At 27.1% G+C, this 23920-nt stretch carries 19 protein-coding genes and 1 pseudogene; 14 read left to right on the top strand and 6 right to left on the bottom strand.

Going from position 1 to position 23920, the window contains the following annotated elements; translation table 11 throughout:
* Window positions 1-126 precede the first annotated feature (126 nt).
* The 5 genes from ABM4_RS02475 (at window position 127) to ABM4_RS02455 (ending at window position 5083) form a co-directional block, all read left to right on the top strand.
* Window positions 127-618: a flavodoxin gene (locus tag ABM4_RS02475; RefSeq protein WP_016358102.1), complete on the top strand. Its 492-nt coding sequence runs from the start codon at window positions 127-129 to the stop codon at window positions 616-618.
* 769 nt (window positions 619-1387) lie between these two features.
* A complete protein-coding gene (locus ABM4_RS02470; RefSeq protein ID WP_016358101.1) occupies window positions 1388-2260 on the top strand; it encodes a protein translocase subunit SecF in 873 nt (290 codons plus the stop codon).
* Window positions 2257-3489 (top strand): preprotein translocase subunit SecD, encoded by a 1233-nt coding sequence (locus ABM4_RS02465; RefSeq protein WP_016358100.1) that lies wholly within the window; start codon window positions 2257-2259, stop codon window positions 3487-3489. The genes ABM4_RS02470 and ABM4_RS02465 overlap by 4 nt, the downstream gene beginning before the upstream one ends.
* Window positions 3490-3777: 288 nt before the next feature.
* Entirely contained in the window at window positions 3778-4251 is a 474-nt protein-coding gene (gene pyrI / locus ABM4_RS02460; RefSeq protein ID WP_016358099.1) for an aspartate carbamoyltransferase regulatory subunit, read from the top strand.
* A gap of 124 nt (window positions 4252-4375) precedes the next feature.
* Window positions 4376-5083: a M48 family metallopeptidase gene (locus tag ABM4_RS02455; protein ID WP_016358098.1), complete on the top strand. Its 708-nt coding sequence runs from the start codon at window positions 4376-4378 to the stop codon at window positions 5081-5083.
* Here ABM4_RS02455 and ABM4_RS02450 read toward each other — a convergent pair.
* The 3 genes from ABM4_RS02450 to ABM4_RS02440 form a co-directional block, all read right to left on the bottom strand.
* Window positions 5080-5742 (bottom strand): hypothetical protein, encoded by a 663-nt coding sequence (locus tag ABM4_RS02450; protein ID WP_016358097.1) that lies wholly within the window; start codon window positions 5740-5742, stop codon window positions 5080-5082. The two genes, ABM4_RS02455 and ABM4_RS02450, sit on opposite strands and share 4 nt — an antisense overlap.
* Before the next feature lie 632 nt (window positions 5743-6374).
* Window positions 6375-7586, bottom strand: coding sequence for an FAD-dependent oxidoreductase (locus ABM4_RS02445; RefSeq protein ID WP_016358096.1), 1212 nt, complete (start codon window positions 7584-7586; stop codon window positions 6375-6377).
* 195 nt (window positions 7587-7781) lie between these two features.
* Complete coding sequence (locus ABM4_RS02440) at window positions 7782-8387, bottom strand: hypothetical protein (RefSeq protein WP_016358095.1); 606 nt, start codon at window positions 8385-8387, stop codon at window positions 7782-7784.
* A 1316-nt stretch (window positions 8388-9703) separates the two neighbouring features.
* On the opposite strand from ABM4_RS02440, the gene ABM4_RS02435 reads away from it, so the two are divergent.
* The 5 genes and pseudogenes from ABM4_RS02435 to ABM4_RS08880 all read left to right on the top strand — a co-directional run bounded on the left by ABM4_RS02435 (window position 9704) and on the right by ABM4_RS08880 (window position 15628).
* A complete protein-coding gene (locus ABM4_RS02435) occupies window positions 9704-11071 on the top strand; it encodes a TldD/PmbA family protein (RefSeq protein ID WP_016358094.1) in 1368 nt (455 codons plus the stop codon).
* Between the two features lie 431 nt (window positions 11072-11502).
* A complete protein-coding gene (locus tag ABM4_RS02430; protein ID WP_016358093.1) occupies window positions 11503-12066 on the top strand; it encodes a TIGR00296 family protein in 564 nt (187 codons plus the stop codon).
* A gap of 63 nt (window positions 12067-12129) precedes the next feature.
* Window positions 12130-13167: an NOG1 family protein gene (locus ABM4_RS02425; RefSeq protein WP_016358092.1), complete on the top strand. Its 1038-nt coding sequence runs from the start codon at window positions 12130-12132 to the stop codon at window positions 13165-13167.
* A gap of 384 nt (window positions 13168-13551) precedes the next feature.
* Complete coding sequence (locus tag ABM4_RS02420) at window positions 13552-14076, top strand: Hsp20/alpha crystallin family protein (RefSeq protein WP_016358091.1); 525 nt, start codon at window positions 13552-13554, stop codon at window positions 14074-14076.
* Between the two features lie 492 nt (window positions 14077-14568).
* Window positions 14569-15628: pseudogene (locus tag ABM4_RS08880) on the top strand (transposase).
* A gap of 174 nt (window positions 15629-15802) precedes the next feature.
* Here ABM4_RS08880 and ABM4_RS02410 read toward each other — a convergent pair.
* Complete coding sequence (locus ABM4_RS02410) at window positions 15803-16819, bottom strand: SIS domain-containing protein (RefSeq protein ID WP_016358089.1); 1017 nt, start codon at window positions 16817-16819, stop codon at window positions 15803-15805.
* A 275-nt stretch (window positions 16820-17094) separates the two neighbouring features.
* A complete protein-coding gene (locus tag ABM4_RS02405; RefSeq protein WP_016358088.1) occupies window positions 17095-17997 on the bottom strand; it encodes an AEC family transporter in 903 nt (300 codons plus the stop codon).
* Between the two features lie 361 nt (window positions 17998-18358).
* Here ABM4_RS02405 and ABM4_RS02400 point away from each other — a divergent pair, with 361 nt between their 5' ends.
* A complete protein-coding gene (locus ABM4_RS02400; RefSeq protein ID WP_016358087.1) occupies window positions 18359-18994 on the top strand; it encodes a DUF447 domain-containing protein in 636 nt (211 codons plus the stop codon).
* A 319-nt stretch (window positions 18995-19313) separates the two neighbouring features.
* Here the strand turns inward: ABM4_RS02400 and ABM4_RS02395 are convergent, their stop codons facing one another.
* Window positions 19314-19739 (bottom strand): GNAT family N-acetyltransferase, encoded by a 426-nt coding sequence (locus tag ABM4_RS02395; RefSeq protein WP_232216525.1) that lies wholly within the window; start codon window positions 19737-19739, stop codon window positions 19314-19316.
* A 613-nt stretch (window positions 19740-20352) separates the two neighbouring features.
* Between ABM4_RS02395 and ABM4_RS02390 the strand changes: the two genes are divergently transcribed.
* The 3 genes from ABM4_RS02390 to ABM4_RS02380 all read left to right on the top strand — a co-directional run bounded on the left by ABM4_RS02390 (window position 20353) and on the right by ABM4_RS02380 (window position 23911).
* Window positions 20353-21966: an ABC transporter substrate-binding protein gene (locus tag ABM4_RS02390; protein ID WP_016358085.1), complete on the top strand. Its 1614-nt coding sequence runs from the start codon at window positions 20353-20355 to the stop codon at window positions 21964-21966.
* 165 nt (window positions 21967-22131) lie between these two features.
* The gene (locus tag ABM4_RS02385; protein ID WP_369751283.1) at window positions 22132-23067 is read left to right on the top strand and encodes an ABC transporter permease; all 936 of its coding nucleotides are present in this window, start codon (window positions 22132-22134) and stop codon (window positions 23065-23067) included.
* Window positions 23054-23911, top strand: a complete 858-nt coding sequence (locus tag ABM4_RS02380; RefSeq protein WP_016358083.1) for an ABC transporter permease — start codon at window positions 23054-23056, stop codon at window positions 23909-23911. The genes ABM4_RS02385 and ABM4_RS02380 overlap by 14 nt, the downstream gene beginning before the upstream one ends.
* Window positions 23912-23920: the final 9 nt, after the last annotated feature.

Here is a 23920-nt window from a genome sequence, read left to right as displayed (position 1 = left end):
TAATTTTAAATAGATATTTTATAAATTGATTAATATTATTAAATAATAACAAACTATATTAATTGAAAAAATATACTTTTACATAATATTGAATTTTATATTGAATAAAAGAAAATATTGATTAAAATGAAAACCTTAATTATATATTACTCTGACAGTGAAAAAACAAAGATTGTTGCTGAAACATTATCTGTTAAGTTAGATGGAGATTTAATACAGATAGAAGATAAGAAAAATCGTTCAGGTTTTAAAAATAGGTTAACATCCTCCATTGATGCTTTAAGAGAAAATAAAACCGAAATTTCTCCAAAACGTGTTGATGTTAGTGACTATGATGTAATTTACTTTGGAACACCTGTATGGTCAGGTAAACCTAGTCCCGCTATTATTACAATAATCGATAGATGTGACCTCAGAGGTAAAGATGTGGTATTATTTGCAACAATGACCTCATCAGGTGCAAAGGCAAGTTTAGATAGAATGGAGGAAAAGGTTAAAGCCCGTGGTGGTAGAGTAATAGAAAGATTTTCTCTTAAAACTAAAGGTAAAAGTGATAATAAACTTAGAAAGGATAGTGAAGTCTGTGCTAAACTATTAGATTTAAGTATTTATCAATAGATAACAATATTTTATTAACCTTTTTACTTATTTTAAACCAAAACTAATTCTTCAATAAAAATAATAAATATCTAACATTATAAAACAAAAACTAATTCTTTGATAAATAACTAAGCTCCCAAACAAAGGCTAATTCTTTAATAATAATAACAACAATTAATAACTCCATAAATAAACTAAAACTAATTCTATTTAACAAAAATAACAATTAATAACTTCAAATAAAAAAAACTAATTTTTTAATGAGTAGATAATTAACTAACTTCACAGGCTGAAACTAGTTCTTCAATAAAAATAGTTAATTAACTCAAATTCAATAAAACCAGAAAGAATTTTTTAAGGCTTTAATTAGAATAATATTTTTTAAAATTACACTAAAATAAATATATTTTATAAAAATATTAAAAACAGATTGATTTTTTTAATTTTTTAATACTAAAATTCTATTTTAAACAATATATTATAAAATATTATATATTACCGAAATGAATAATAATAAATTAGAAATATAATTATATTTCTATTTGAAAAATTTTAGATAAAAAAAATGTCGAATATTTTTAAATCTAAAATCAAAATCTTTACAATAAAATAATTATTTTATTATTAAATCATAATCGATTTATGATTGTTAATAATCTATTTAAAAAATATTTGTGACTTAACAAGTATTTTTTCCAATTTAGTCAAATGATTTAAATTAAAATTAAATTTTAAATGTTTAACATTTATTTAAAATTTTAATCTAAAAATGAATAATAGGTGGATTATGTTAGAAAAATTTATGGAAAACTATAAATTATTAATAATCGTTCCTATAGTCATTGCTATTTTATCTTTAACCTGTTTAGCAACAATTGGTATTGATGAAGGTGTTGATCTTAAAGGAGGTACAATGGCCGAAGTTACTCTAAATCATCAAATGAGTAATGATCAAATCACAAGTCAATTACAAAGTGCACTTCATGTTAATGAGGTTAAAATTATAAGTAATTCAAATAATAAAGCCACTATTGAATTATCCGATAAAGTAGATGTAGGACAATTTAAACAGGCACTAAATGGAATGGGAACTGTAACAAGTTATAATACAGTAGGACCTGTATTAAGTCAGGAAGCTATGAACCAAGTCTATTGGGCATTACTCTTTGCATTTATTTTTATGGCAATCACTGTATTTTTCGTATTTAGAGAAATCGTTCCGGCATTTGCAGTTATTTTATCTGCACTCTTCGATATAATTTATGCTGCTGGAGGAATGGCTTTACTCAATGTTCCTTTATCCATCGCATCTGTAGGTGCTTTGTTAATGTTAATAGGTTATAGTGTAGATACCGATATTATGTTAACAACCCGTCTATTAAAACGTAAAAATGGAACTGTAGTTGAAAGAGCAACTGAAGCTATGAAGACTGGTTTAACCATGTCTATAGCAGCTATTGCTGCAATGGTTGTATTGTATGTAGTAACAGACATATTTATGCCACAAGCAAAAACTTTAAGTGAAATTTCTATGGTTTTAATTCTCGGATTAGTTGCAGATATAATTAACACATGGTTTATGAACCTTGGAATCTTAAGGAAATACATCGATTTCAAAAACAATAGGAAACATAACCATAAAAGGAAGGTGGGAGCATGAGGAGACGAAATGATCCTGTCGAATTCCTAAAGGACAAACATGTTATCTTATTAATTGTATGTATTATTCTAAGTATAATTTGTATTGCAACATTTGGAATTTCAGAAGGTCTTGATCTAAAAGGAGGATCTGTCATACAGCTCCAATTAGAACATCCCGTTGATAGAGAAACAATGAATGTTGTTACCACAGTATTGGATAAACGTTTAAACTTGTATGGTATTAGTGATGTAAAAGTTAGACAAAGTGGTAATCAACAAGTTGTAGTAGAGATGGCAGGAGCCACACCTGAAGAGGTGGAGCGGCTAATTGGAAATCCTGGTGTATTTGAGGCAAAAATTGATAACAAAACAGTTCTTACTGGTTCCGATATTAGTAGTGTTGATATGTACCAAGTAACAGGTCAATCCTGGCAAGTACCATTTAAACTTACTACCCAAGGAGCTAAGAAATTTGCCCAGAATGCTAAAGGAAAGTCTGGTCATGAAGTAGTTATGTACTTAGATGGAAAACCAATCGATAAGAACCCACCTAAGTTATCAGCCGAATTAGCCAATGGAGAACCTACAACTGAACTTGAAGTTACTGGTGGAGGTAACGACGAGCAAGACGCTAAACAAAAAGCAAATGATATTTACACTGTTTTAAAAACAGGTTCCCTACCAGTAAAGGTTAGTGTAATTGGTTCAGATACTGTCTCAGCAGAATTAGGTCAACAATTTATTGAAGGAACAATGGTTGCAGCAATTCTTGCAATTCTTGCTATCTTTGTAATTATCTTCATAAGATATAGAAGACCGATACTCGTATTCCCTATACTTATAACAACCTTGTCAGAGGTACTTATTGTACTGGGAATAGCGTCTGTAATACATTGGAATATAGATCTTGCAGCTATCGCCGGTTTAATGGCATCTGTAGGTACTGGTGTAGACGATCAAATTATTATTACCGATGAGGTATTGGCTCATCAAGGTGAAAACACTAAGAAAAGTAGAAGACGAACTAGAACTAAAATGAATGTAGATAAAGCATTCTTCATTATCTTTGCATCTGCAGGTACTTTAATTGCAGCAATGTTACCATTAACATATGTTGGATTTGTAAGAGGTGCAAGTGGTATTGGTACAATATCTGGTTTCGCATTTACCACAATCTTAGGTGTTCTTGTAGGTGTATTTATTACAAGACCTGCATATGCAAAATTCGTAGAATTATTTGTCAAATAGACAAATAATCTCTATTTTTTACTTTTTTATAATCAAACTATTTTTATTAATTAAGATTTAAAAAATAATTAAATATTCCCACTATTTTTAAAAATATAAATATATTAATTTCATATTTACCATTTAAGCTATTTTTAAAAAAACTTTTTAAAGTGAAAAATATTTACTATTAAATGGTTATGAAAAAATTAAAAAACTAATAGAAATAAATTAAATATTAACTTTAGAATATTTTATTTGATTTTCAAATATTCAATTTATATTTAAAAAAAATATTGAGAGTTTAAAATGAAAAAACCTGATTTAAAAATAAAACCAATTAAAAATGGTACAGTAATAGATCATATTACTGCAAATAAATCACTATATGTATTAAACATTTTAGGTCTTCCAAGTGAAGAAGCAAAAGATTTAACTGTTGCAATGAATGTTTCATCCCATGAAATGGGAAGAAAAGACATTTTAAAAATTGAAAATCGTGAATTAAATACTCATGAAGTAGATCAAATTGCACTTATTGCACCTGATGCAACAATTAATATTGTAAGAGATTATGGAATTGTTCAAAAGGAAAAAGTTCAACTAAATAAAGAATTAACTGGTATAATCAAATGTACTAATCCGAAATGTATATCCAATGAACAATTTGAACCAATTCAATCAAAATTTACAGTAATTAATAAATCCCCTGCAGAATTAAGATGTAAATACTGTGAGAGAATAATTAAATCAAAGGATATTGATCTTCAATTCCAAAACTAAACTTTTTTTTAAACACTTTTTTATTATTATATTTTTAATTTTTTCAAAAATAAGATAAAACTATTTTATTAATACCTAATTACCTTTTAAATTAATTTTAATTATTTAATATTGAGGGTATACAATGACATATACAATCAAAGTCAATGACGTTATAATTACTGTGGAAAAAAAGAAAATTAAAAATATGTATCTACGTGTAGTTCCACCGAAAGGACAAGTTAAAATATCTGCCCCTCACTCCATATCACGTGAGAAAATTATCCAATTTGCCGAATCTAAAATAGATTGGATTAAAGAAAAACAGAAACAAACAATTATTAATTCTGAAAAATCCAAAAAACAGGAATTAAAATACATAGATGGTGAAAAACATTACCTTTGGGGAAAACCCTACACACTAAAAATAATTAAAAGGACTAGTAAAAATAAAGAGGTCTTTATTGAAGATGATAACATATATTTACCTATAAATAGTGAAAACAATAGTTTTGAAAAACGTGAAAAGGCAATGAACGAATTCTATAGAAAAGAGATTAAAAATAAAATTCCGGAAGTTCTAGAAAAATGTGTTAATGTTGTAGGTAAAAGACCTAACGAGTGGAGAGTTAAAAACATGAAGACCCGCTGGGGAACATGCAATACACGGGACAAACGTATCTGGTTAAATCTCCAACTTGCTAAAAAACCTATGGACTGTTTGGAATATGTCACTATCCATGAATTAACACATTTATACGTACCAAACCATGGAAAGGAATTTAAGGAGTATATGGATATATTCTGTCCCAATTGGAAAGAGCTTAAAAAGAAATTGAATAATAAAAATTAAATCTTAATATGATATAACTTTTCTAATTCCTCAATTTCCGTTTCTATTGCAGAACGTGGCCTTGAATTATTTTTATCCCCATCTTCCTTATCATTATCACTGTTTTTATTGTTTTTATTATTCTCTTTTGTATTGTTTGAATCTTTACCTTTTCTGTTCTTATCTTTATTATTTACTTTACTGTTTGAGTTTTTACTGCTTTTATAATTCCTATTACTGTTTCCATCCTCTTTTGTATTGTCTGAATTTTTATTTTTAGTGTTTTCCCCATCAATACTGTCTTTATTATCATCCACATTACTAGACTTATTACCTTTTGATTTTATATTCTCTTTAGATTTATTTTCACCTTTATCTTTAGCCTTCTTTGATTTATTTTTCCTAGTGGATTTTTTTCCCCTATTCGTTTTTGGATTTTCCATACTGTTTTCTTGAATTATCTCACTTTTTATCTCCTGCTTAAGTGCATTTATAAGTTCATCATTTACAAGAGGATTATTCTCTAATGTATTATTTTCTACAATGCTTTGATCTTTATGACTCTCATCATAGCTATCCATTAATTTGACAATGACATCACTATAAGAATCGTTCATATTCCCGTAGTTTAATAATCTTTTTTTAACCTCAACTGGTAATGAAATTGTAGTTCTTTCCATATACCCACCTTCACCATAATAATTAAAATATATTTTATATTATAAAATATATAAATCTTATATAATGAATATATTGAATATTGTGAATACATATAGTATTTAAATTGTTAATTTAATAAAAAGATAAAAAATATAATATATTTCATTAAAACAATAATTTATAGATGAATATTAAATCTATAACCATAATTTAATAATTGAAATAAAAAACAAATGAAAACGAATAAAATAAATAAATTAGATAAATAAAAAAATAGATTATTGAATCTAATAAATAGAATTATAACTTGATATCTAAAATAAAAAATAAAGTAAAATAGATAAAATAAATAAAAAAAGGGATTCCAGATTCAAGAAATATAATTATAGAAAATTATAGAATAATCCCAAATTACAATTTTAAAAACAGAACTTGTATAAAATGATTATGAGATATAGATGCACTAAAAGTTTAAAATAATATAGTTACATCATGTTAAAATATTAAAAAATGTCCATCATTAAATTATAATTTATCCATAGAACATTAAGATAAAAGAAGATGAATTCAATATAAAGACAATGAAAATTTATCCAAAATTAGAATCTAATCATTAAAATGATAAAAAGAATTGAAAAAATAAATGAAAGAATTAATTTAAATTTTCAATTAAATATTTTGAGAGTCTTAATGATAAAGCTAAGATAGCCACAATCGGTGGACAACCTGGAGCTTTAGGAAATACGGATCCATCACAAACATAAAGACCATCAACATCAGTTTCAAGATTTGAATCAACAATTTCACCTACTGGAGTTGTACCTCCTGGATGGGCACTTCTAAATACAGTAGATACAAAAACAGATTCTGCACCTGCATTTTGTAAAATAGCACCAGCAGTTGCAGCACCTTCTGCAAGATATTGGACATCACGAATAGAGTTATATTTTACAACTTCGTCCTCACTAACATATCCAAGACCTTCATCACCAATTTTAACCATAATACTTAAAATATCCTCAGGTTTTAAATCCTTATCATTTACTCTTGAATCAAGATACTTAGATGAGTAATGTGGAGCTAAAATAAAGTGTTCACCTTCAACAAGTGCATTCATGGAAACCTCAGTATTGAATCCAATATCACGAACAACAGCTCCAACGGTTACAAATGGATCAGTTATAAAATGTTTACCTGCAGGAATGCCTAATTTTAAAAGTAAACGTGCATCGGTTACAGCACCTGCACATAGTATAATTAAATCATCCTCCAAAGTCTCTTTAGAACCGTCATCCTTAGTAATTACAATGGATTTAACCTTTCCGCCTTCAACGACAATATCGGTTACAGGTGAATTGGTTAATAGTTTTGCACCATTATCGACTGCTTCCTTAACAAAATCTACAGCAGTCCATTTAGCATTATTAGGACATCCATATGCACATCTACCACATTGTATACATTTCTTTTCATCAATAAATTTAGGCATTTTAACTGGATTCAATCCTAATTCCTCTGCAGAATCCATAAACAGTTTAGTTCCACGACCCATGTGGGAATCATCCAATTCATGAATGTTAAGTTTTTCCACAACCTCATCCAATTCCTTAGATATATCTATACCATATTCTTTAAATATATCCTCTGAGGATTTCACCCCATTACCTGCGGAGACAATCGTATTTCCTCCAACACAAGTAGTCTGAAGTAGGTCAACACCGTCAATAGCTTTATTATAGTAATTAAATGCATCCTTACTATCAACTAATGGACCTTTCTCCACTATTGTTACAGGTATATTTGCTTTTGCAAGTTCAGCTGATAAAAGTCCTCCTCCAGCACCTGAACCAACAACTATTACCATATTATCACTCCATATGAGATTGATTATTTTATTATCTATTATACATTTAAGTTTTAAGGTATATATTACTTAAATATATAACTATTGTTATAAATCTTTAGATATATAAATCTATTTAATTAGATAAAAAAGTTAAAAAAATAATTACAATGAAAATTTTAGAAATGAAGATTTGAGAAATATTAAATAATTAAATTATTCTGCATTTAATTGATTTAATATAGAGATTTGAGCATTTCTAATATTTTGTTTTTGGGTTGAACCATTATTAACTAAAGCAGTTGAACCATTGTCAAAGGTAACAATTTGGAAACCATCAGCAGGAGTTAGATATACATCTCTCCATAATTTATCCTTTCCACTTACTCCATCAAAATCTGCATCACAACCACCTTTCGCCATATCACAGGTGATTTCACCTTCAGGAACAGTGTTGGATCTTGAAGTATCTTTTGGGGTATCTGATAATGTACCAAATTTATGACAGAATGGACAATAATTTACCCAGGTTCTTGTATAACTTTTATAATCTAAACCGGTATCAACACTAGGTTTCATTGTTACAGTTATAGTGGTAACATTAGTAGCAGAACCATTTTCTGAAATGTTAATGTTGTTTTCCACAGTAGTGTTATTAATAGTTAAATTATCAGTTTGATTTTCAAGAACCGACGATGAATTATCAGATCCATTAATCTCTGAACTGGAATCATTTACAGTAGCATAAACAGCTGCGGTACATACAACTCCTGATAAAACAATTAAAAAGATTGTGATTAACATAAATTTATCATTTTCCATAATATCTTACCCCATAAGAAAATTAAATAATCAAATCCTAAAAATGAATTGGCTTAAAATCCCTATTAATCATCATGAAATATTTTTTTACACATTTTCTATTAAAGCTTAAGATGATTTTTTAATAATATTTTCCGTCAAAATTTCCCCTTAATTATAAAATTATTTTTTAAAGTTTTTTAATAAAACTAGCCATAATTCATTATTAGAATTTATAGTTATAAGTTATAAGTTCTTAAAATTTCTATTAAATATCATTTCATTAAAAATAAAATTATCAATTATTATATTTAAAAGTTTTGAAAAATGAGGTAAAAATACGGTTAAAATGAGTTTAAAATAAAAAATAAAGAAAGGTTTAAGGGACTTTTATATCAAATAACAATAAATAACATGGTATTATTTTAGATAAAATTAGTTTTTAATCTATTAATAAAAAAAAGATTATTTAAGCACTAATTAAAATAAAATTTAGAAAAAAATATAAAATAAAAATCAAAATCAATGAAAAATAGATAGTTTAATCTATACTAAGTAAATTATAGGTTAATAAAGAAAGAATAATTATATATTAATTATTTAATCTAAAAAAGAATAAATCAATTGATATTTAAAAAAGAAAGACCATTTTATAAAAGTTAAAATCAATTTTAAATAAATTTAACCTAATTCCATCAAAATTGAATAAAAATATCTGAATTATTTTAAAAATAATAATTTATCAAGTATTAATAAAGAGTCTTAATAATAATTAGTTTTATAAATTAAATCTCATTAAAAAGATTAGTTTTAAATTTAAAAAGATTAGTTTTAATATAAACTAAAATCAATTTAAGACAAATCAGGCTTATTATCCAAAAATAAACAAATTTAAATCCTTTTTGAAAAATTGAAAATAATTATAACTTATAACAATAAAAATAATGATATTCTCAAAAAAAACTGTAAAAAATTTATTACTTCGAGTGTAAATTTAAGTAATTTTTATAATATAAATTTTACTAAAAAAAAGGTCAAAAGAAAATCTATAAAAATTGAAATTATAATTATGGAATTTATAAAGTTTAAGCCAAGGATCAAGTATACTAAAATTGAAGTTAAAAATAAAATTTACCGAATCCTAGATCAATAAAATATAAAATTATTAAAACTAAACTTTAAAAAAATTACTAAATTTTAAATTTATAAAATATAAAATTATTAAAATCGAACTTTATAAGAAAGTTTACTAAATTTGAAATACTTAATATAAATAATCATATATAATATATTATATTATTATAATTTATTTTAAAAAAAAATATTCAGGTTTTATTATGGAATATGATTTAGATCAATTAGAACAACTCATAACAAAAATCGAAAAAGAAGTAGATTATGTAGATATTAGAGCAGGTAGTGGAAATGGTACTAATATCGTTATGAAAGATAATAAAATTCAGGAAATTAATACTGGAATAACAAATGGAGCTAGAGTCAGGGTTCTAAAAAATGGTGCATGGGGATTTGCATTTACCAATGATTTATCAAAAATTGAAGAGGTATCCAAAACTGCAATTAAGATATCAAACAGTTTAAAGAGTGATGTGGAACTTGCCGATGCAGATGTAATTAATGATAAAATCAAAACTCCAAGGAAAATACCGGTATCATCAGTAAGCATTGATGAAAAGATTGAAACAATTAAGGATGCAAATAAAGCAGCAAGCCTCGATGATGTTATAAGTATCGGAGTTAACTATTCAGACAGTGAAAGCCAGAATGTCTTTCTAAACAGTGAAGGAACCAATATTATAACAGATCAGACAAGAGTAGGCATGTGGTTAAACGTTATTGCAAGTAATGGGGAACTCATCCAAATAGGACATGACAGTGTTGGTGGCGCTAAAGGATATGAGGTTATAAAAGACACCGATATTGAATCCTTTGGAAGAAATGTTGCTGAAACTGCAAAAAGATTGTTAAAAGCAGAAGCTGCTCCATCAGGACAATTTCCAATTGTTACGGATAACACACTAACCGGGGTTATGATTCATGAAGCATTAGGTCATGCAATCGAATCCGATTTAATACTCCAGGACGATTCAATCTTAAAAGATAAGATGAACCAACAAATAGGATCAGATATTGTAAATATTTATGATGACCCTACAATGGATGCCTTTGGTCATTATGAATATGACACAGAGGGAGTTAAAACCTTTAAAAACCATGTAGTCGAAAATGGTAGATTGGTTTCCCTTCTATCATCAAGGGAATCTGCAGGAAAATTAGGTATGAAATCATCAGGAAATGCAAGATCCGCTATATCAGACCAACCTATTGTAAGAATGAGTAATACTTATCTTGAACCTGGAGATATGAGTTTCGAAGAACTTATAGAGGACATTAAAGATGGAATCTATCTTAAAGGTTCAAGAGGAGGACAAGTAGACACCGGTAAGGGAATATTCCAATTCAATGCAAGTGAGGCATTCAAAATTGAAAATGGTGAGCTAACCACACCATTACGTGATGTTTCATTAAGTGGTAACATACTTGAAACCCTTAAACATATTGACGGATTAGGTTCTGACTTTAAAACCAGTGTGGGATTCTGTGGTAAAGATGGACAAATAGCTCCTGTAGGTGATGGAGGACCACATACAAGAATTCAAAATGCCATCGTAGGTGGAAGCAACTAGATCAAATATCTGTTTTATGTGAAAAATATTATAGTTTGAATTTAAAATCTAAGACCAGATTAAATATCTGTTTTATGTGAAAAACATCATAATTTAAATTCAAACGATTAAATCAGATATCCATTTTTATAAATAAAGAAAAATAATTATATTAACTTTTAATATAATTATTATACTATTTTTTAAAAGAGAATAATTTTTTTAAGATTCTATTAAAAGAATAATACTTTTTTATATGTTATAATATTATAATTAAATAATAATTAAGTAAAAATTTTTTAATAATGAAAACATAATTTATTATAATAATTTTATAAACTGATTTTTAATTAATTATTTTAAAATTATTTAAGAAAAATATAAGTAATGATTATTAAATTCTTAATACATTAAAGTTCATTAAATACTTAAAATAAAATTTAGGTGATAAAATGGTATTAACTGAAGAAGATGGTCAATATCTTATTGATGTTGCAAGAGAGGCAATTGAGATATACTTAAATAATAGGATAAAAATTAAAGTTCCAGAAACCTGTCCAGAAAATTTATATGAAAATTTAGGAGTATTTGTAACTTTAAATAAAAACAGCAAACTCAGAGGATGTATTGGTTATCCTGAACCAGTTTTACCACTTATTGAAGCTACCATTAATTCTGCAATATCTGCTGCCGTTTCTGATTACAGATTCCCTATTGTAACTGAAGATGAACTTGAAAGTATTAAAATAGAATTAACAGTTTTAACAAAGCCACAACTTATTGATGTACCAAAAGAAAAATATTTAGATAATATTAATATTGGTGAAGATGGTTTAATTGTTGAACAAGGGTTTAACAGAGGTTTATTACTTCCACAAGTAGCTACAGAAAATAATATGGATGAGGATGAATTTCTATCACATACCTGTCTTAAGGCAGGACTTTCACCTAATGCTTGGAGAAGTGATGAGATAAAACTATATAAATTCCAGGGTCAAATATTTGATGAGGAATAGAATTCACATGCTTATTTTAGATTCTACCATTTTAATTTATTTTAATTATTTTTATGTGATAATATGATGATACCAACAATACCAACAGTTGAGGAACTGTTAGACAAAGGTTTTAGCAGAGGAAAAAAGGCAGCTGATATGAAAAGGTCTGAAAAAATACCTAAACGTATCAAAGGGAAAAGAATTGAGGAAGTAAGAGTAACCACTGCATGTCAAGTAATTGAAGCTAAACTTAAAATGATAATAGACAGAACTCCTGAAATTGAAGAGTTACCTGAGTTCTATCAGGACTATATAGATATTACCGTAGGTGTGGATGATTTAAAACAAGCACTTGGAGGTATAAATTGGGCATATGGTATTATATCCCAATTAGAAGATGAATATAGAAACAGGATTAGAAAATCAGCTCCTGAAAGAGCAAATACTTTACGTAAACAAGCTTATGGAAGAATATCATCTGTTGTAAAAAAGATTTCAAAAGATCTTGATTTTCTAGACTTTGCTAAAAATAGACTTAGAAATATGCCTACAGTTAACTTTGAGGCTACAACAGTTGTAATTGCAGGTTTTCCAAATGTAGGTAAATCAACATTACTTAGACAGTTAACAGATGCAGAACCTGAAGTTGCAAACTATCCATTTACAACCAAAGGTATTCAGATTGGTCATATTGAAAGACATTGGCAGGATATTCAGATTATTGATACTCCAGGTTTACTTGACAGACCTATTGGAGATATGAATGACATTGAATTAAATGCAATTGTAGCACTCGAGGATTTGGCAGATACCATTTTATTTATTTTCGATGCATCTGAAACCTGTGGTTATTATCTTGAAAATCAATATAATCTATTCTGTGAAATCCAGAATATTTTTGATATACCATTCATACCACTGTTTAATAAAATAGACCTTACAGAATATGATAAGAAAGGTGAAAACTACGAATATATTAATCAATTCATTGAAAAAACAGAAAACCCTTTAATCATATCTGCATATGAAGGTAATGGTATAGATGAAATACTTACAAAATTTGATAGTATTGAAAAAATTCCACGTAGTAAATATCCAGATGATGATGATTACTACTAATACTATCTTTTAACTTTTAAAAACGACTTTTTTTAACTTTTCAGCATCTTACTTAGATACATTAATATCCATATTATTTCATAATTCTCCTTAGAATATCTATTTTAAGTTTTGAAATACTTTATTAAATGATGATTAATTGAAAAATATTTCTTAATTTTTTAAAAAAATCTTTTAATATTAACTCTTTTTAATATAATAATCATTAATTGATTGAATAAACAATCTAAAAACAATTTAAAAAAAAATATCCTATTTATAAAAATAGAATAGATTAATCAAAATCTAAAAAAAGTATAAGTTTTCGAAAAAATTTATAAACAAGATAAATATATCTATAAATGTTATATAAATTTCCCTTTAAAAAATATAGGAGACAAAACTATGGACAGAAGTGATTTTTCCGACGGTAAAGAAAAAGCTCAAAAAGCTGCAGACGACTTTGTAATTAGTATTAAATCTGCAAGTAAAAGTTTAGAAGATATGATTAATGATTATAGGGATACATTACCAACCAAAATTAGTGTAGATTTACTTGAAGATGATGAGAATTATTACCTAAGAGCAGACATTCCTGGAGCTCCTAAAGACACAGTCAATATTGAAATTGAAGATCAAAGTGTCATAATCACTTGTGAATTTGAATCATTTAAGGATGAGATAAATAGCATTATTAATCCGCAAGTAGAGGAAACTGAAGAATCAGATTCCGAAAAAGATGAAAATGTAAAGCCAGAAAAAGAACTTAAATTTTTAGTTAAAGGCAGAACTGCTGGTTTTGCAAAAAGAATAGTCAAATTACCTGAAAGGGTAGCATCTAAAAAATCTACCGCTGAATATGATAATGGTACTGTAACTGTAACTATTCCTAAACGTAAACCAAAAACTTACAATGTAACTGTTGAATAATTAAATTAATTATTCAAATCTTTTTTTACTTTTTTATAAACACATTAAATATTTCAATAGTATTCAATTGATTTTTAAACCTACATTACTATTTTCAACCATTTTAAAAATTAAATGATTTTTATAATTTTTATATCATCTTAACCAATTAGCGTATTTTTATAAAATTAATAATTAAATAATTTTTTAATTTTAATTATCATTAATTTACTAAGCCTATTTTAAAAACCCGATAAATAAAAATAATCTTTTATAATAAAGTAATATCGATTAATCTTATTTTAAAAATCAATAAATAGAATAATCTTTTAGGGGCCTGAATTTTTTTTTTATTTTTTTTATGGTTTATTTTTGCTTGTTTTTTATATTTTAAGTGTGATTTATTTTTTATTTTTAATAATACATTTTTAAAATTAGTTTTAAATAAAAAAATGCCGTTTAAATCAATAAATTTAAATAATAGGTGCAATAAATATATATTTGACGATATGTATGATGCACAATTTAAATTTAGATAAAAACGACCCGAATTATGTTATGTTAAACAAAATGTTTAAAATTTTCGATTCTAGAAGATCACAGCAAATATTCATCTCAAATGGATTTAAAAATATTAAAAAACTAAGAACAGTCATTAAAACATAATTTATATGTATGTTTTTTGATTTACCGACGGAATTTGTTGTGAAAAATCTTAAAAGCAGAAATAAACTCAGAAAATTTTTCAAAATGGATCAAGTTTTAGAAGCTCAGGAAATCTATGATTACTTGCAAAAAATTTCCATCAAGGAATACGCCAATTCAGTAAATAGCATTTTAAAACACTTTGGAAACTACAAAAGAAGGGGAAAAAAGACTTTTATTGTAGATGCCACACCAATGGACTTAGATTTCAATTTCAATCGTAGAAGACAGAGTAAAGAAAAACTTGCAAAAATGAATTTAAAATGGAGTTATTCTTCTTCAAAAGGCCATTATATTGGATTTAAAGCTATATTTGTACTTGATTACGATTCATTAACTCCTGTTGCAATTTTATTACATTCTTGTGCCCCGAATGATTCAAAACTTTTTGAAGAAATTTTAGAAGAATTGCATAGAAGAAGATTAATAAGAAAAAGAGATGTGTTAATCTTCGATAAAGGCTATTACAGCTTTAAAAACTACCAAATAGGAATTAACAAATACAAAATAGTTCCTTTCATTTTTTCAAAAAAAATTTTTCACAAAACAAAAATTCGACGACAAATTAAGCTATCCATTAGACGTTTTTAGTAATAATAAGAAGAAACAAAACTCTAAAACTATATTCAAAAGATTAAAAAAAGAATTATTAAATAAACTTGTCAATTGGAAGAAATATAAACCAATACGTGGAAAAATAGAAGATTACTTTAAAGTATTGAAAAATTCATTAGAAATGAGAAAAATACACGAATTCACACCGAAATCTGTAGAAAAAACACTATTTCTTTATGTATTGTTAGGAACACTCCTCATACAACAATGCGATATGTCAAAAACAGCCCTACAAAAACTTTCCCAAATGTAAAAATTTCAGACCCCTATAATCTTTTTAATAAAGCAATAAATCATAGTTAAAACCTAAAATCAGAAAAATAAAAAATTAAATAAAAATAGCTAAAACCTAAAATCAGAAAAACAAAAAATTAAATAAAAATTGTTAAAATAAGTAGAAGAAACAGTTAAATAAAAATAAAAATATTTAATCAGATCTAACCTTTCCAATATGTCTTGTACTACCTGGATCTTCACCATTGAAGTGAGCTAAATAATAGATAAACCATTCAAGTGGTACAATAAATGCGAATGGAGATAACAATTTATCAAAATCATCATCAACATAGTCAGATAGATTATACAAGATTATTTTCATTTCAAGATTCTTAGAATATCCAATAGCTTTTTTAGTAATTACATCTGATTCAAAATCAGAATCTAAAAATACAACTGGAACATCTTTCTCTGCTCTTTCTATAAGACCATGTCTAAATTCAGCAGCATAAACAGGACATGCATGTTTAATAGCTCCTTCCATAAACATTGTCATGGCTAGTTTATATGAAAGACCAAAGTTTGGACCGCTTCCTAGACAATAGAATAAATCCTCATCTTTATATTCCTCGGCCAAAGCTTTATTATCCTCTTCAGTTTCTTTAATAAGTCTTTCAATCAAATCAGGAATATCTAATAATTGGGATAATAGTTCATCTTTATTTTCATAATCTGAAGCTTTAAACAATATATAATACAATGCAGCCAATTGGGTAACATATGTTTTAGTTCCAAGAATAGCTGTTTCACGATTCCCTCTTGTAATAATAGAATAATCTGCCTCTTTAATCATTGAACTTCCAGGTTCATTTGAAATAGCTACAGTATCAATACCATATTCCTTTGCCCTTCTAAGTGATGATAGAGTATCACCAGTTTCCCCAGATTGTGAAGTTAAGATAACTATAGAATTCTCATCTTTAATCAATTTCTTATTATAATAAAATTCAAATCCTGTAAAAACTCGAACACTTAATGTTGAAACCATCTCTAAAGCATCTCTAACAGAATAACATGTTGAGATGGAACTTCCACAACCAACTAAATATATATTATCCTTCTCTAAAATTAGTGATGAAACTTCATCCATTAAAGTTTTCTCTGAGTCAAAAGTTTTTCTTAAGGCTCCTGGTTGTTCCATTATTTCATCATACATTTTGTAAGCCATTATATCCCCAAAATTAATTATAAATAATAATAAATGAAAAAAATTTTAATAATTCGTAATATATTATAGGTAATAATCTCTAACCAATAATAAACATACTAAATATTTTTATAGATTATATTTAATTTGTCTTTAATAATATAAATAGTTTATAAAAATTACAAGATTAATTTATCTAATATTTAAATAGGAATTTATTTTATAAAAAAAGTTTTAAGATTTAGTTAAATAAATAAACCTCAATTCAAAATAAAAACCAAGTAAAAAAAAGAAATTTAAATAAGGGATATTAAAATAGGAAGAGTTACTAAAGATATTAAAGTATCCAAAACAATGATACTTGATGTTAGCTCAGTGTCTAATTTAAATTCCATAACATATGAAATAGCCAACATTGCAGAAGGCATGGCAGATTCTACAAGAGCAATTGTACTATTAAAACCTGTTAATCCAAGTAGCTTTATGATAAAAAATGCTATAAATGGATATAAAAACAATTTTAATACGGTACCTGTTAATGTTAAACCTATCTTATCCCTTATATTATCAAATTTCATTGATAAACCTAATGACAAAATAATTAATGGTATTGTCATGTCTGCCAAGTACTTAATAACATTTGATAGGACAGGGCCTATTGAAACGTTATAAAATGAAAACACAACCCCTATAATTAAAGCCCATAAAACTGGAAACCTGATAATCCTTTCAATAGCTTTCCCATATGATCCGCCAAACTTAATTACAAACATTAAATAAACAACAACCATCATTAAAACATCAGTAATATTAAAAAAAATTGCCCTTAATAGACCGCTTGAACCAAAAACACCACTAATAACAGGAAAACCTACGAAACCAGTATTTCCCATAATAACAACAGATATTATTGCCCATTTCTGCTTGTCTGGTAAATCCATCAATGTTAAGATATAATATGAAATTATAAAACATATAAAAGCAGTGATAAAACCAACAATTGGAAATTTACCCAGTACTGGTAAAAGAGACATATTCTCAGAATACAATGAATTAAAAACAAGACATGGCATTGCTAAATTAACAACCACCTTATTAATGGTAACGCCTTCACTTTCACTTATAAAATCAGAGCGCTTAGCTATAAATCCTATTAATAATATTACAAAAATTGTTAAAAAGGTTGAAATTATATCCATTAAAAGCCTCATTATAAAAATAAAAACGATTCAAGTTTTAAAATAATCATATATACTTATTGAATAAACATATAAAGAATAAATGATAATCTCCATTAAAAAATAAACACCTTCAATCCTTAAAAGAATTTGAAAGATAAGGTTAATATCCTTAATATTATACTATATAAAAACTATAATTTAAAGGTAGCATTACTTTAAATATCAAATTTTTTAAAAGGGAATTACTTTCCAAAGTATTTTTAAAATGTATTATTTAAATTATAAATAATAATTGTTAAAGTTCCGGATTAAATAAAAAAGATTAAAACTTTTAAGAATTAAATATTTAATATAAATTTAAAAAAATACTGTGAATAATATGACTGTTAACATTAAAAGAGTTGGAATGGAAAAGGGAAGCCAATATGAAACGATAATAACAACCATATCCCCAGATGGCAAGAAGAATGCAGCACCAATAGGTACAATTGCATATAGTGAAAAGGAGGTTATGTGCAGAATATTCAAAACAAGCCATACAGCCCAAAATATTTCAAATCAGAAGGAGTTTATTGTAAATATTACAAGCAATCCGGTGATTTTCACTTTAGCCACCATAGGTAATCTTCCAAAGGAGTATTTTACAGATGATCAAGTTCCGATATTGAAGGACTGTGATGCATATCTTAAATGTAAGGTTAAAACATTAAAGGAAGCACGTAAAAAGAATGATCCTGTTAATTCTGATTCCATGTCATTAGTTATTAAAGCAGAGGTTTATGATATTGTTCTAAATAAGAAATGTCCCAAAATTGCAAATCGCGGATTTTATATGTTAATTGAATCCCTTGTAAACTACACACGTATCGACATAGTTAATGACAATATGAAAGAATATTATCTAGAAAGATTCCGTGAAGATGAAAGGGTTATAAAAAAGGTAGGTACTTCTGAAGATAAAAAGTCTATAGAGATACTTAAAAACCAGTTAAAAGATATGGGATATGATTTATAGCATATTATAAAAAAACTCAAAAATTAAAAAATGACAGAATTTATAGTCTATAACAAAAAATAAAGTCTTTAAAAATCTAAAAAAAAATGAATAAAAAAAGAAGTAAGAAAATGAATATTATTTATATTATAGAAAATCAAAAAAGGGAAGAATGAATATAAAATTCCAATTAAATAAAAGTTATAAAATACAATATTAAGATTTTTTATGATGAACTTTAATCTTCAATTAGGTAACAATTTTTTTAAATTTTTTAATTTAATACATAAAATGTATAGGTTTTAGAGAAAATGTTATTTCAAAGGTATATATTATAGGACTATTTTGAGCATAGGGTTTTTTCCATGTGAACGGTTCCTAATTCATTAGGGACTTTTTGTGTGATTACATACTGATTTTTTAGCCAAAAAGGTAAAGCTCCACAACTATCTTTTTGTGTATGTAAATATATTTCCTTATACCCTTCTTCTAGGCAGAAGTTTTCTATTTTTTCAATCATTTTAGTTGCAATTTTACAACGACGATACTCGGGATCTACAAAAACACGGTAAATACTGGCGGTATTCTCATGTGTATAATGTTTGTTTCTTATATGATAATCTTTATCATATCCCCTTATGGCTGCTGTTGCAACTAGTCTATTTGTATCTCTATCTATTGTAATAAAAAATGTACTTTTTTTGGGATTTATATAATATTTATCCAAATCCATTATATCATAATGATACTCAGGTACATAATTCATTTGATATGAAATTTTTATCATTTTAAATAAAAAATCTTCCACATTATATTTCTCAATTAATTCATCATTTAATTCAAGAATATCCATATTCATTCTTAAACCTCTAATAATACAAATTGATTAAAAGTTATTACAACTTCTATTTTCTATTCTGTAAAAAGTAATATAAATACTTAACATTTGTATTACTTTTATTTTAATAAGGGGCTTTTTAGTAATAATATCTAAAATCAAAAGGAGTATTACTTTTTTAATTAAAAAAAGTTGAAAAGTAATAACTTTGAATAAAAAATCCATCAGATAATAATTTTTAAAAAAAAAATTCTAATTTTTAATATATTATTTAAAAAAAAGTAATACTGATTTAAATATAAAAATCTGGTTTTGTAATAATTTTCAGAAATTTTAAGGAAAATTAATACTTTTTAAATATATTTCATAGATTTTGTAATAATTTTAAAGATCAATAGAAAATAAATCAAAAATGTTTAAATAGAAAAAATAAGAAAAATAAGATTGATATTAATAATTATAAATAAAGTAATACTTTTACAATATATCAAAAGATAAGAGTAATACTAAATTTTTAATATCCCGTAAAAGGAGGAAAAAAATGGATAAAAAAATTAAGATAGGCATAATAGCAATTATAATCATTGTAATAGCTATAATCGCTGCTTCTTCTTATCTTGGTAATTCCAGTGACAATAATTCAACACATATTGTTGTGACTGTACCTGGACATGCTGGTGAGCCTGAAGCAGGATTCAACCCATTGACTGGTTGGGGATGTGGACATTTAGATTTCAATCCCCTAATACAAAGTACTTTATTTAAAACTGGTTCAGACGGTAATTTTACTGGAGATTTAGCAACCGATTATAAAATAAGTTCTGATGAATTGATTTGGACAGTGAATATTAGAGATAATGTGAAATTCTCAGATAATACTAGTCTAACTGCAAAAGATGTGGCATTTACATTCAACGAAGCAAGATCTAGTAATTCACAATTAGATATGTCCAATTTAGATCATGCAACCGCTTTAAATGATACAAGTGTAGAATTTAAATTGAAAAAACCACAATCTTCTTTTATCTATGATCTTAGATATGTAGGTATTGTAAAAGCAGACGGTTATAATAATGAAACCTATGGTTCAAACCCAATTGGTTCAGGACCATATAAATTAAAACAATGGGATAAAGGCCAACAAGCAATATTTGTAGTAAACGACAATTATTATGGTAAAAAACCATACTTTACACAAGTGACCATGCTATTCCCTGAGGAGAATACGGCATTTGAACTTGTTAAATCTGGAAAAGCTGATGTCGTACAGGCACCATTCTCAAGCTTGAATCAAAGTGTAGACGGATACAATCTTGTAGATTATTCCAGTCCTAGAGCACAAGGTATTGCATTACCATACCTCAATGACACTGGTTTAAAAACCGAAGGAGGTAATCAGGTAGGTAATAATGTAACTGGAGATCCTGCAATTAGAAAAGCATTAAATGTAGGCATTAACCGTGAAGAAATTGTTAAATCAGTATACAAAGGTCATGCAAAAGTAGAATATACTGGTGTAGATTCACAGAAATATGGAAACCCTATTGGAAAGATACAGGACAATAATCCAGAAGAAGCTAAAAAGATTCTTGAAGATGCTGGATGGAAAGATAGTAATGGGGATGGCATTAGAGAGAAAAACGGAGTAAATGCAAGTTTCAAAGTTTACTACTCATCTAAGGATCAATCAAGACAAGCTTTAGCAACTGTTATTGCAGAACAGGCAAAAGATTTAGGAATCAACATTGAATTAACTGGTGCTGATTGGGATACAATATATAAAAATATGTACAGCCAAGGTTCAGTAATGCAACAATCATCCGACAACCCATATAAAACAGAATATCAACAATTCCATAGTAAAACAAACTTTAGTGAAGATGATTATATGAACCCTGGTGCTTATAACAATTCAGAGGTAGATAAATACTTAGAGGATGCATTAAGTCAAAACCCTGATCAAGCAAGCAGTTACTGGTCAAAAGCTGCCTACATTAATAATAATAGTGGATTTGCTCCAAATGCAGATGCTCCATGGTTATGGGTAGCAGACTATGATTATTGTTATTTTGTTAAAAATACTGTAGATATGGGTACAGCACCTACTATGGGTCAAGATTATATGGCGAATATTGTTGATTGGAAACGTAAATAATTAAATTAATTTAATTAACTTCAATAATTGATAGTTAAATTAAAAATTTAATTATTTCTTCTTTTTTTTAAAATTTTATAAATTTTTTCATAATTAGGAGGATAAATATTGAATAAACGAACTATAAAATTTATTCGAAATAAAACCATCCATTTTATTGTATTGATGATTGCAGTAGCAATATTTAGTTTTATATTATTAGATTTATCTCCTATAGACCCCGTTAATGCATATTTACAAAATGTTCCAGTTAGTAGCACTCAAAGAGCCGCATTAGAAAGTTATTGGGGCGTAGGACAGCCAATGTATGTTAAAGTTTGGAATTGGTTAATAAACTTATTGCAGGGAAATTTAGGAACTTCTTTAATTTATCGTATACCTGTTATTGATGTAATCCTTGAGAAATTCCAGGCATCTATTGTATTAATGTTTTTATCATGGCTTATTAGCGGTATATTCGGATTCCTACTTGGAGTAATTGCAGGTAAAAACAAGGATACATGGATAGATAAAATCATTAAAGTATATTGTTACATTTTACAGTCTGCACCATCATTTTGGATAGGTTTAGTGATTTTAATCATATTTGGTGTAGAATTAGGATGGTTCCCAATTGGACTTGGAACACCAATAGGAACCTTAAGTAATGATGTGAGTATTTGGGATTGGATATCAAGTTTAATATTACCAACATTAACATTAAGTCTTGTTGGAGTTGCATCCATAGCACTATACACAAGAAATGAATTGGTGAATGTTCTTTCATCAGACTATATTCTTTTTGCAAAAGCAAGAGGAGAATCCGGATGGAAACTTATTGAAAGACAGGCATTAAGAAATATCTTACTTCCTGCATTAACATTACAATTCTTATCATTTAGTGAACTGTTTGGTGGAGCAGTTCTTGTAGAGCAAGTATTTTCCTATCCTGGAATCGGACAGACTGCAGTAGCGGCAGGACTTCAAAGTGATGTACCATTACTATTAGGTATAGTTTTAATTAGTGCAATATTTGTATTTGTAGGTAACTTAATTGCAGACATATTATATTACTTTGTTGATCCAAGAATTAAGGAGAATGATTACATTGAGAAGGAATAAAAATCAAAATGGACCATGGGTACTTTATCATGCAAACCTCAGAACTAAAACCCTTGTAATAATAATCATTGCTTCATTAATTCTAATTAGTGTATTTTTAAGCAATTTCCTAATTGACCCCAATAGTTTAACAACAGATTTTGCAAATATTAACCAAGCACCATCTTTCGAACATATATTCGGAACAGATTGGATGGGCAGAGATATGTTTACACGTACATTACTTGGATTAGGTCTAAGTATTGGAGTAGGAGCTTTTGCTGCATTAATAAGTACTGTTGTAGCAATTATATTAGGCATTTTATCCAGTGTCAATAAAGTTGCAGATGAGTTTGTAGCTGCAGTAATTGATTTATTCGGTTCAATTCCACATATTTTACTAATCATACTAATTTCAATTAGTTGTGGAGGAGGTTACTACGGTGTAATCATGGGTGTAGGTCTAACTCATTGGACCCCACTTGCAAGAGTATTAAGGGCAGAAATTAAACAGATAAAAACAATGGATTATATTAAATTGTCTGAGGAATTTGGAAAATCCAAATTATGGATTGCTAAAGAACATATTTTCCCTCTAATAATATCCCAGATTATTGTTGGAGTAATATTGATGTTCCCACATGCTATTATGCATGAGGCAAGTATTTCATTTTTAGGATTTGGACTACCACCACACCAACCTGCAATTGGTATTATCCTTGCAGAATCAATGAACTATTTAAGTACAGGAGCTTGGTGGTTAGCATTCTATCCAGGATTATCATTATTAATATTAGTATTATTATTTGATCTTATTGGTGAGAATGTGAACAAATTATTAAATCCCCAAAGTGCACAGACATAAGGAGATTGA

The sequence above is a fragment of the Methanobrevibacter sp. AbM4 genome, assembly GCF_000404165.1.
Taxonomy (GTDB): domain Archaea; phylum Methanobacteriota; class Methanobacteria; order Methanobacteriales; family Methanobacteriaceae; genus Methanarmilla; species Methanarmilla boviskoreani.
The sequence above is the reverse complement of the archived record's forward strand: the minus strand, read 5'-3'. Positions and strand labels throughout refer to the sequence as shown.

What these genes read in the sequence shown, in the direction of transcription:
- ABM4_RS02475 (WP_016358102.1), top strand. Translation starts at nt 127, where the DNA reads ATGAAAACCTTAATTATATATTACTCTGACAGTGAAAAAACAAAGATT.
- ABM4_RS02470 (WP_016358101.1), top strand. Translation starts at nt 1,388, where the DNA reads ATGTTAGAAAAATTTATGGAAAACTATAAATTATTAATAATCGTTCCT.
- ABM4_RS02465 (WP_016358100.1), top strand. Translation starts at nt 2,257, where the DNA reads ATGAGGAGACGAAATGATCCTGTCGAATTCCTAAAGGACAAACATGTT.
- pyrI (WP_016358099.1), top strand. Translation starts at nt 3,778, where the DNA reads ATGAAAAAACCTGATTTAAAAATAAAACCAATTAAAAATGGTACAGTA.
- ABM4_RS02455 (WP_016358098.1), top strand. Translation starts at nt 4,376, where the DNA reads ATGACATATACAATCAAAGTCAATGACGTTATAATTACTGTGGAAAAA.
- ABM4_RS02450 (WP_016358097.1), bottom strand. Translation starts at nt 5,742, where the DNA reads ATGGAAAGAACTACAATTTCATTACCAGTTGAGGTTAAAAAAAGATTA.
- ABM4_RS02445 (WP_016358096.1), bottom strand. Translation starts at nt 7,586, where the DNA reads ATGGTAATAGTTGTTGGTTCAGGTGCTGGAGGAGGACTTTTATCAGCT.
- ABM4_RS02440 (WP_016358095.1), bottom strand. Translation starts at nt 8,387, where the DNA reads ATGGAAAATGATAAATTTATGTTAATCACAATCTTTTTAATTGTTTTA.
- ABM4_RS02435 (WP_016358094.1), top strand. Translation starts at nt 9,704, where the DNA reads ATGGAATATGATTTAGATCAATTAGAACAACTCATAACAAAAATCGAA.
- ABM4_RS02430 (WP_016358093.1), top strand. Translation starts at nt 11,503, where the DNA reads ATGGTATTAACTGAAGAAGATGGTCAATATCTTATTGATGTTGCAAGA.
- ABM4_RS02425 (WP_016358092.1), top strand. Translation starts at nt 12,130, where the DNA reads ATGATGATACCAACAATACCAACAGTTGAGGAACTGTTAGACAAAGGT.
- ABM4_RS02420 (WP_016358091.1), top strand. Translation starts at nt 13,552, where the DNA reads ATGGACAGAAGTGATTTTTCCGACGGTAAAGAAAAAGCTCAAAAAGCT.
- ABM4_RS02410 (WP_016358089.1), bottom strand. Translation starts at nt 16,819, where the DNA reads ATGGCTTACAAAATGTATGATGAAATAATGGAACAACCAGGAGCCTTA.
- ABM4_RS02405 (WP_016358088.1), bottom strand. Translation starts at nt 17,997, where the DNA reads ATGGATATAATTTCAACCTTTTTAACAATTTTTGTAATATTATTAATA.
- ABM4_RS02400 (WP_016358087.1), top strand. Translation starts at nt 18,359, where the DNA reads ATGACTGTTAACATTAAAAGAGTTGGAATGGAAAAGGGAAGCCAATAT.
- ABM4_RS02395 (WP_232216525.1), bottom strand. Translation starts at nt 19,739, where the DNA reads ATGAATTATGTACCTGAGTATCATTATGATATAATGGATTTGGATAAA.
- ABM4_RS02390 (WP_016358085.1), top strand. Translation starts at nt 20,353, where the DNA reads ATGGATAAAAAAATTAAGATAGGCATAATAGCAATTATAATCATTGTA.
- ABM4_RS02385 (WP_369751283.1), top strand. Translation starts at nt 22,132, where the DNA reads ATGATTGCAGTAGCAATATTTAGTTTTATATTATTAGATTTATCTCCT.